Annotated in this window: 8 protein-coding genes and 2 tRNA genes; 4 read left to right on the top strand and 6 right to left on the bottom strand. The window is 45.7% G+C overall.

From position 1 onward, the window contains the following. Positions 1-101: 101 nt before the first annotated feature. From MN199_RS03100 to dnaQ, 4 genes are all read right to left on the bottom strand, one after another. A tRNA-Asp gene (locus MN199_RS03100) sits at positions 102-178 on the bottom strand. A 33-nt stretch (positions 179-211) separates the two neighbouring features. Then, positions 212-288: transfer RNA gene (locus MN199_RS03095), tRNA-Asp, on the bottom strand. A gap of 108 nt (positions 289-396) precedes the next feature. Next, positions 397-1,845: a TIGR03503 family protein gene (locus tag MN199_RS03090; RefSeq protein ID WP_335738373.1), complete on the bottom strand. Its 1,449-nt coding sequence runs from the start codon at positions 1,843-1,845 to the stop codon at positions 397-399. Beyond that, a complete protein-coding gene (gene dnaQ / locus MN199_RS03085) occupies positions 1,833-2,534 on the bottom strand; it encodes a DNA polymerase III subunit epsilon (protein WP_335738372.1) in 702 nt (233 codons plus the stop codon). The genes MN199_RS03090 and dnaQ overlap by 13 nt, the downstream gene beginning before the upstream one ends. 79 nt (positions 2,535-2,613) lie before the next feature. Between dnaQ and rnhA the strand changes: the two genes are divergently transcribed. Continuing rightward, positions 2,614-3,087: a ribonuclease HI gene (rnhA, locus tag MN199_RS03080; RefSeq protein WP_132582229.1), complete on the top strand. Its 474-nt coding sequence runs from the start codon at positions 2,614-2,616 to the stop codon at positions 3,085-3,087. A gap of 99 nt (positions 3,088-3,186) precedes the next feature. Here rnhA and recA read toward each other — a convergent pair whose 3' ends face one another. Continuing rightward, a complete protein-coding gene (recA, locus tag MN199_RS03075; RefSeq protein WP_132582227.1) occupies positions 3,187-4,230 on the bottom strand; it encodes a recombinase RecA in 1,044 nt (347 codons plus the stop codon). A 62-nt stretch (positions 4,231-4,292) separates the two neighbouring features. After that, a complete protein-coding gene (locus MN199_RS03070) occupies positions 4,293-4,793 on the bottom strand; it encodes a nicotinamide-nucleotide amidohydrolase family protein (protein WP_132582225.1) in 501 nt (166 codons plus the stop codon). A gap of 32 nt (positions 4,794-4,825) precedes the next feature. Here MN199_RS03070 and mutS point away from each other — a divergent pair, with 32 nt between their 5' ends. The 3 genes from mutS to MN199_RS03055 all read left to right on the top strand — a co-directional run bounded on the left by mutS (position 4,826) and on the right by MN199_RS03055 (position 9,468). Further along, complete coding sequence (gene mutS, locus MN199_RS03065; protein WP_335738371.1) at positions 4,826-7,414, top strand: DNA mismatch repair protein MutS; 2,589 nt, start codon at positions 4,826-4,828, stop codon at positions 7,412-7,414. Positions 7,415-7,666: 252 nt separating this feature from the next. Beyond that, positions 7,667-8,836, top strand: coding sequence for a benzoate/H(+) symporter BenE family transporter (locus tag MN199_RS03060; RefSeq protein ID WP_335738370.1), 1,170 nt, complete (start codon positions 7,667-7,669; stop codon positions 8,834-8,836). Further along, a complete protein-coding gene (locus tag MN199_RS03055; RefSeq protein ID WP_132582219.1) occupies positions 8,836-9,468 on the top strand; it encodes a GntR family transcriptional regulator in 633 nt (210 codons plus the stop codon). The genes MN199_RS03060 and MN199_RS03055 overlap by 1 nt, the downstream gene beginning before the upstream one ends. Positions 9,469-9,498: the final 30 nt, after the last annotated feature.

Genomic DNA, 9,498 nt, shown 5'->3' with positions numbered 1-9,498 from the left:
GGACGGGACTCGAACCCGCGACCCCCGGCGTGACAGGCCGGTATTCTAACCGACTGAACTACCACTCCGCTGTACACTTTACATATTACACATTACAAATTTGGCGGAGTGGACGGGACTCGAACCCGCGACCCCCGGCGTGACAGGCCGGTATTCTAACCGACTGAACTACCACTCCGCTGTACACTTTACATATTACACATTACAAATTTGGCGGAGTGGACGGGACTCGAACCCGCGACCCCCGGCGTGACAGGCCGGTATTCTAACCGACTGAACTACCACTCCGCACCAATTACACTGCAGAATTTCATTTGGGTATCCTGCATTGCGGCGGGAATGATACGGATTAGCCGATAGGTCGTCAACTCCTTTTTTGCCGCTTTTGCCTAATCCTTAGTCATCCGGTAGGGTTAGATCTAGAATGTCATCCATATCGTTGTTTTTTTGCACATTATTACTATTTTTCGTTACGTTGCTGTCTTCAGCTTTGTTTGTCGCACTGCTAATCGCAACTTCAACCGGCTTTTTACGCCAAAAGAGTAAATCAGCTATTTTTTTATCTGACATCACAAACCAAATAGCAAAACTGCCACCAACTAAGGTTAATAAATTAACGATAATGACCAAGCCCCAAGGAAACTCGGCTTCCGGTCCGGCTTGCTCGGCCGCGATTTCATCTTTAATTTTTTGCGGTAAATCATCCAATGCAGGCGCTTCAAATACCGGGCGGTTTACCACAAAACTAATTTCCGGCAAGGTGATAGCAAACTCACGGCCATCTTGCATAGTGCCAAACGCCGATACGTCCAAAATATAGCTACCGTGACCGCGGTTACGCAGTTCTAACGTTCTAGGTGTTACGTTAGGTTCGTTTAACGCAAACTCCTCTACATCGCCGTTAGGGTAACGTATTCGCCCTTGTAGCAGCACCGTCGCTTTATTTACACTGTCGTCTGTTACACGAAACACAATTTGATGCGGCTTTACTTGTTGTTCTGGCGTCGTTTCATCCGCTGCCACTGCAGCAGTAATATCCGCGGTTATTGGTGCCGCTTTCAATATGACCGGAGTTTGCTCTACTTCACGAGTATACAGTGGTGTACGTACGATATATTTAGGTGTCCATTCACCAGCAATAAAGCGTAGTTGAAACTCACCGGTAAACACACCATCTCTGGCTCGTTCGTCGTAGCCCTTGCCATCATCTCTAAATTGCGCAACCTGCACCACACCACGACCAAAGTTGTCGTAATCAGCATTATTGGTGCTGACAAAAATCATTTCTAACGCTAATACATCACGAAAATCTTTAACGTTTATTGGTTGATTAGCATTGGTTAACCTAGCGGTAATTTTTATGGTTTCACCTACCATTAAATTACTGGGTAAGGGATCGACATTAAGTTTAATGTCAGTTAATACCATAATTCTACTTTCTGGCAACAGCTTACCAACGGCTTGCCAAGGCCCTGGGGTTGGGTTCTTTATTTCAATAAGATCATAACTACTGGCATCATGCCAACGCACTTTTTGCGCTTCCGCGGTTTGAAAATGAATTTTACTGCCATCAGGACGCACTAATACCGTAGATGCCGAGCCGCGCCGACGAAATAACAATAAAGTAATTTCTTCGACGTTTTCGTCAATGCGAAAGCGATTTTCAAACATCGGGATCTGATTTTTCGTGGGTAAATCGCGCAGCAACTCAAAACCATTACTCAGAGGTTGGTCTAATTCCGACGGTTGTTTATTTTTTTCCTGCAGTAAATCGGCACGTTCGCTAGTTTGCGCTACTAATAACGGACTCAGTAATAAACAGCACAGTATTATTAATCTCGCCACAAGCAACTGCCCCCTTTTTTCTGCACTAAATCAAGCCGCGCATCATGAGCAACTAACTCTGGCTCACTTGCACGTATTACCCTAAGCCCCCCGCTGCGCTTTATTGCTATAGGGTTATCACCGGTATTAGCGCTATCCTGCTCATTTGCTAAGTTTAGACTAACCTGACCGCCGGTCATTAAAAGATATACGTCGGCTAGTATTTCCGCATCTAATAAGGCGCCGTGCAGTGTCCGGTGGCTATTATTGATATCATAACGGCGACAAAGTGCATCGAGGTTATTTTTTTGCCCTGGGTGCATTTCTCGCGCTAGCAATAAAGTATCAAGAATGGTGCAATACTGCTCTACCGGTGGCAGTTGCGGATGTAATAGCGAAAACTCGTTATTAATAAAACCAACGTCAAACGCGGCATTATGGATGACTAATTCAGCACCTTGAATATAATCATAAAAGCTTTTTGCAATAGCTCGAAACTTGGGTTCATCTTTTAATCGCTCATTAGTGATACCGTGTACCGCTACGGCCTCAACATCAATAACGCGCTCAGGGTTAATGTAGACATGAAAGTTGTTGCCAGTAAAACGGCGGTTGATCATCTCAACGCAACCAATTTCAATGATACGATGGCCGTCTTTTGGATTTATACCAGTCGTTTCAGTGTCGAGAATAATTTGTCTTTTAGCCATATTTTTTAACCAGAGTAAGTTTCGTTTTTTCGCATACTTGGGTTAGATTATACGCCGTTTTGCTTTGAGGAAAGGCTTTATGCGTAAAACTGTTGAGATCTACACCGACGGCTCTTGTTTGGGCAACCCAGGACCGGGCGGTTATGGTGTGGTACTGAAGTATAAGCAGCACCTTAAAGAATTAAGTGGTGGCTTTCGTTTAACCACGAATAACCGCATGGAGCTATTGGCGGCTATCATCGGTTTAGAAAGCTTAAAAGATGGCTGCGATGTTGACTTAACAACCGACAGCCAATATGTACGTTTAGGTATTACCCAATGGCTGGCCGGTTGGAAACGCAACAATTGGAAAACCAGCCAGAAACAACCCGTTAAAAATCAGGATTTATGGCAACGGTTAGATCTTGCGACGCAAGCCCACAAAGTTGAATGGCATTGGGTTAAAGGTCATGCTGGACACCCTGAAAACGAACGTTGTGACGTACTAGCGCGCACCGCAGCAGAAGCTAAACCTAGCACGGTTGATACCGAGTTTGAGTTAAAACAGCCTTAACGCAAATACAAACAAGGCTACTGTTTAGGTAGCCTTGTTAAATTTAATTGCCAATATAAAACTTACTATTGGCTTTATTGATCCTTAGTAATACTGATTTTACAAATCAGCTTCAAAGGCTTCAGGTATACTTTCTTCAATTGGCTTCTCACCCGGCTTTAATAATAAACGGCTGCGCAGCTCTTTCTCAATTTCATCCGCTATTTTTGGATTATCAGCTAGATATTTCATAGCGTTGGCTTTACCTTGGCCAATTTTATTACCCTGATAAGCATACCAAGCGCCGGCTTTGTCTACCAAACCTTGTGCGACACCTAAATCAACCAGCTCGCCTAGTTTGTTGATACCAGCACCATATTGAATAATAAATTCGGCTTGTTTAAATGGTGGTGCAACCTTGTTTTTAACTACCTTAACTCGGGTTTCGTTACCAACAATTTCTTCGCCATCTTTAACTGAACCAATACGGCGAATATCTAAGCGCACTGAGGCATAAAACTTAAGTGCGTTACCACCCGTAGTGGTTTCTGGGTTACCAAACATCACACCAATTTTCATACGAATTTGGTTGATAAAAATAACTAGCGTATTAGAACGCTTAATATTACCGGTTAACTTACGTAGCGCCTGTGACATTAAACGCGCTTGCAGGCCCATGTGGCTATCGCCCATATCACCTTCAATTTCTGCTTTTGGCGTTAATGCAGCAACCGAGTCGACAACCACTACATCTACCGCAGCAGATCGTACCAGCATGTCGCAAATCTCTAATGCTTGCTCGCCCGTGTCTGGTTGCGACACCAACAATTGGTCAACATTTACGCCTAACTTCTTAGCATATACCGGGTCTAGCGCGTGCTCAGCGTCAATAAAAGCGCAGGTTTTACCGGCTTTTTGTGCTTCAGCAATAACCTGCAACGTTAAAGTGGTTTTACCTGACGACTCTGGGCCGTAAATTTCTACAATACGGCCATAAGGTAAGCCACCTATACCAAGTGCAATATCTAAACCTAACGAGCCAGTAGAAACTGCAGCTATATCTAGCGCTGTGCTATCGCCCAGACGCATAATAGAGCCTTTACCGAATTGACGTTCAATTTGACTTAAGGCGGCGGTAAGGGCTTTTTGTTTATTATCGTCCATTTTTATATCCAAGGTTGCGCCGGGCATGCCGGACCATTAACACTGTATGCTCGTACAGTACTCTACTGTATAACTGCTGTCAACAGTTCGATACTTTGTTTAAGAGCATAATCTATTGCTTGTTGTCTTACTTGTTGCCGATCACCAGTAAACACTAAACGTTGAGTCGCTAACTGTCCATTAAGGAAAAAGCCAAAACACACTGTGCCTACCGGTTTGTACTCTGAACCCCCATCTGGCCCGGCTATACCCGATACCGCAATAGCTAAATTCGCGTTAGCGGCTTTAGCAGCACCCTCGGCCATTTCACGCACAGTGTCTTCACTTACCGCACCAAACTGCAGCAAGGTTGCACTGCGTACGCCAAGTAATTGCTGCTTGGCTTTATTGCTGTAAGTGATAAAACCTCGATCAATATAGGCCGAACTGCCGGCCACCGCCGTAAGCCAATAACCAATGCCACCACCAGTGCACGATTCTGCAGTGGTTATCGTCCATTTTTTCCGTAATAATAGCTGGCCTAATTCTGTCGCCAGCTGCAGGCTATCTGCTGCGACCGTCATATTTTATCCAACAAGGAATTTAGAACAGCATTATGCCGTCAGACCAGAAAATGGAGCAAGCGTTAAGCGCACATACGCCGATGATGCAGCAGTATTTAGGCATTAAAAGTGAGCACCCCGATATTTTGTTGCTATATCGTATGGGCGATTTTTACGAGCTGTTTTTTGATGATGCCAAACGCGCTGCGGCATTACTAGATATATCGCTGACCAAGCGCGGCCAAAGCGGTGGCTTGCCTATTCCTATGGCTGGCGTACCTTACCATGCCATAGAAGGTTATTTAGCCCGCTTAGTACAATTAGGCGAGTCGGTGGCTATTTGTGAGCAAATTGGTGACCCAGCCACCAGCAAGGGCCCCGTTGAACGCAAAGTAGTGCGTATAGTGACTCCGGGCACGGTAACCGATGAAGCCCTGTTAAATGAACGCCAAGATAACTTGCTCTGTGCTATTAGCCAATTGCGGGGGCAATTCGGTTTGGCCCAATTAGATTTAAGTAGTGGCCGTTTTTTATTAAATCAAGTAGATAATTTTGACGATTTGGCTGCGCTATTACAGCGCTTAAACCCCGCCGAATTATTATATCCAGAAGATTTTTCTCAGCCGTTGTTGCTAGAAAAACGCAAAGGCGCGCGCCGCCGACCCATTTGGGAATTTGAACTGGCTACAGCAAAACGTTTATTATGTCAGCAGTTTGGCACTAAAGATTTACTCAGTTTTGGTGTTGATGAAGCTCCTGTGGCCATTATGGCCGCTGGCTGTGTTATGCAATACGTTAAAGACACCCAGCGCGCCGCACTGCCGCATATTCGTGCTATTGCACTTGAACGTGCGCAAGACAATATTGTATTAGATGCCGCTACTCGGCGTAATTTAGAGCTGACACAAAATTTAGCCGGACATTACGAGCATACCTTAGCGGCCGTGTTAGACCACAGCCAAACAGCCATGGGCTCACGCTTATTAAAGCGTTGGATCCATGCTCCACTACGCCAACAAACACAAGTAAATGCGCGGCTTAATGCCGTTGCTGAGTTATTTAAGCATTACGAGCAATTACAGCCGCAATTAAAACATATTGGCGACATTGAACGTGTTATCGCCCGCTTAGCACTACGAAGTGCCCGACCACGTGACTTTGCCCGCTTACGCCAAGCGCTGCAGCAGCTACCCGAGTTAGCACCAAAGCTTAGCCTGTTGCAAAGCCCGTTGTTACAACAAATTAGCCAAGCAGCTAAGCCACTGCCAGCACTATGCGAGTTGTTAGAACGTGCCATTGTTGAAGCGCCGCCGGTGCTTATTCGCGATGGTGGTGTTATTGCCAACGGCTATAACGCCGAGCTAGACCAATGGCGGGCGCTAGCTGAGGGCGCAACCGACTATTTAGACCAACTAGAACTGCGCGAACGCGAACGCACTGGTATTGCGTCGTTAAAAGTAGGTTTTAACCGCGTGCACGGTTATTACATTGAAACCGGCCGCAGTGCCGATACTAAAGTACCAGCGGAATACATTCGCCGACAAACACTAAAAAATAATGAACGCTATATTATTCCTGAGTTAAAAGAATACGAAGACAAAGTACTTGGTAGCCAAAGCAAAGCATTAGCACTTGAGAAGCAGTTATACGAGCAGCTATTTTTACTGACGACACCATTTTTAGCACAACTGCAGCAATTAGCACAAACTCTGGCCGAGTTAGATGTGTTGTGTACTTTTGCCGAGCGCGCCGATAACTTAAATTACTGCCAGCCAAAGTTAACCAGCACTACTGGCATTATGCTGCAACAGGCAAGGCATCCAGTGGTAGAGCAAGTATTAACCGAGCCCTTTATTGCCAACCCATTAAATTTACATGCTCAACGGCGTATGCTAATGATTACCGGCCCCAACATGGGTGGTAAATCAACTTATATGCGCCAAACCGCGCTGATTGTTTTAATGGCCTATATTGGTTGTTTTGTGCCCGCAGACCAAGCAGAAATTGGCCCGATCGATCGTATTTTCACTCGAATTGGTGCATCAGATGATCTGGCCTCAGGCCGTTCGACCTTTATGGTTGAGATGACCGAAACTGCAACCATTTTGCATCATGCTACCGAACATAGCTTAGTATTAATGGATGAAATTGGCCGAGGCACCAGCACATATGATGGCCTTAGTTTAGCCTGGGCCTGTGCTGATTATTTGGCAACAACAATAAAATCATTGACCTTATTTGCTACCCACTATTTTGAGTTAACCGTGCTAGCAGATCAATTGCCAGCACTGGCTAATGTGCACTTAGATGCCATAGAGCACGGTGATGATATTGTATTTATGCACCAAGTTCAGGACGGTGCTGCTAGCAAAAGCTTTGGTTTGCAGGTTGCACAATTAGCTGGCGTACCTAAAGCCGTTATCCAGCGGGCACGCCTTAAACTTAGCGAGCTAGAACAGCACAGCAACACTGCGGTAGCAAAAACGACAGCCACACAAACGATAGCTACAACTGTGCAGCCTCAGTTGAGCTTACTAGAAGCCGAACACCCGATAGTAGAGCAATTACGAGATATTAACCCTGATGATTTAAGCGCCCGTCAGGCGTTAGCGTTGCTGTACGAACTAAAAAGCCGACTATAGCTAGAATAGCTAGAATCGGTTTGTTCAAAGCCGACCGTTGAAGCCCTGGATGGGCGGAAACGAGCCTACATGGACGTATTTACGGCGTGTTGGCGTGAACAAACCGATTCGGCACGCCACACTGCGCTATACGTATTCAATATAAACTTGCTTAACGTTTACTCCGCCGTATTTAATTTAACTGCACTTGCTTACTCATCTAAAAATGTATACATTTTAAATTAAGTATACTTTTATAGTAAAAATACCCTTATGCCGATTAAAGATCTAAGCCTATCTGCGGTAGTCGCCGGCTTTGTCGCCGTGTTGGTCGGCTTTGCCAGCTCAGTTGCTATTGTGCTGCAAGCTGCTGAAGCTGCAGGTGCCACACCTGAAATAATGGCATCGTGGTTACTTGCGCTAGGTATTGGCATGGGCGCTACCTGTATCGGCCTATCTTGGTATTACAAAGCGCCAATTATCACGGCTTGGTCCACACCGGGTGCGGCATTACTTGCTACCAGCTTGCAAGGTTTGACTATTAACGAAGCTGTCGGCGTATTTATGTTTGCTGCGGTATTAGGCGTAATTATTGGTATTAGCGGTTGGTTTGATAAACTGACTCGACTGATCCCGCTGCCACTAGCCAGCGCCATGCTTGCTGGCATATTGCTGCAATTTGGTTTAAGCATTTTCACCTCATTACAAACCCAGTTATGGTTAGTCGGCATAATGTGTATTAGCTATTTATTAGCTAAACGTTTGGCGCCGCGCTATGCAATTTTATGGGTACTGTTAGCAGGATTAATCACCGTAGTACTACAAGGTCAATTTAACTATCATTCAGTAATACTTAGCTTTACCACGCCAGTATGGGTTACACCGCACTGGTCATTAAGCGCATTGCTGGGTGTAGGTTTACCGCTCTTGCTAGTCACCATGGCATCACAGAACATTCCTGGTGTTGCGGTAATTCGTACCAGTGGTTATCAAACGCCGGTTTCTCCACTTATTACTGTGACAGCAGCTTCTACGCTGCTGCTTGCACCTTGGGGCGCCTTCTCGCTGAACTTAGCCGCCATTACCGCCGCAATTTGTACTGGGCCTGAAGCGCACCCAGACAAAACTAAACGCTATGTTGCCGGCATTGCTGCTGGAGTATTTTATCTGCTAGCGGGCTTAGCAGGTGCGACTGTCGTCGCGTTGTTTGCCGCCTTTCCTAAAGAAATGATTGCCGCACTGGCGGGGCTTGCGCTGCTAGGCACTATAGGCGCTAATTTAGCCGTTGCTACAGCAGAAGGTGAGCACCGCGAAGCGGCCGTAATCACCTTACTGGTAACAGCTAGTGGCGTGAACTTTTTTGGCATTGCCGCCGCATTCTGGGGCATTATTGCCGGCGGTATTACGTTACTACTGGTTAATGGCTTTCGCCGGAGACTCTAATGCTTAAAAAGCAGCAGCTATACCAACAGTTAAAACGCGATATTCAATTGCAGCACTGGCAACCTAGCGCCGTGCTTACGCAGCAGCAATTAGCAGAATATTATAATGTTAGTCGGATTGTAGTGCGCGATGCCTTGCAACAACTCATAAACGAAGGCTGGCTACAAAGCCATGGTAAAGCCGGTATCAAGGTGTCTAATTTCACAGTAGCTGAAGCCAACGAGTTATGCTTATTGCGTTTACAACTTGAACCCCTGGCGTTACAGCTGGCTGCAGAAAACCTTAATTTCAGCATTTTAGGACAAGCCGAAGATCTGTTGGCTGCTATCGACAATAATACTCAGCTATCGGCTTTTGAGCGTGGTGATTTAAATTGGCAGTTTCATCGACGGCTATATCAAGAATGCCACAAACCGCATTTGCTGCGCTTGCTAGATCAGTTGCACCAACAAGTATCTCGCTATATCGGCTATCAAGAACAAAGCATGTGTTACGCAAACACTAGCGCGACTGAACACCGACAGCTAATTACATTGTTGCGTGCAGGCAGCATAGATGCAGCGTGTACGCTACTACGCGAACATATTACAACCGCTACCGACGCGCTAATTCAGTATCTAACAAAAACATAAAGCGCCGATCGGCGCTTTATGTTTTTTATA

It is taken from the genome of Rheinheimera metallidurans (assembly GCF_036983985.1).
Taxonomy (GTDB): domain Bacteria; phylum Pseudomonadota; class Gammaproteobacteria; order Enterobacterales; family Alteromonadaceae; genus Alishewanella; species Alishewanella metallidurans.
This window is presented reverse-complemented; position numbering and strand designations above follow the sequence as displayed.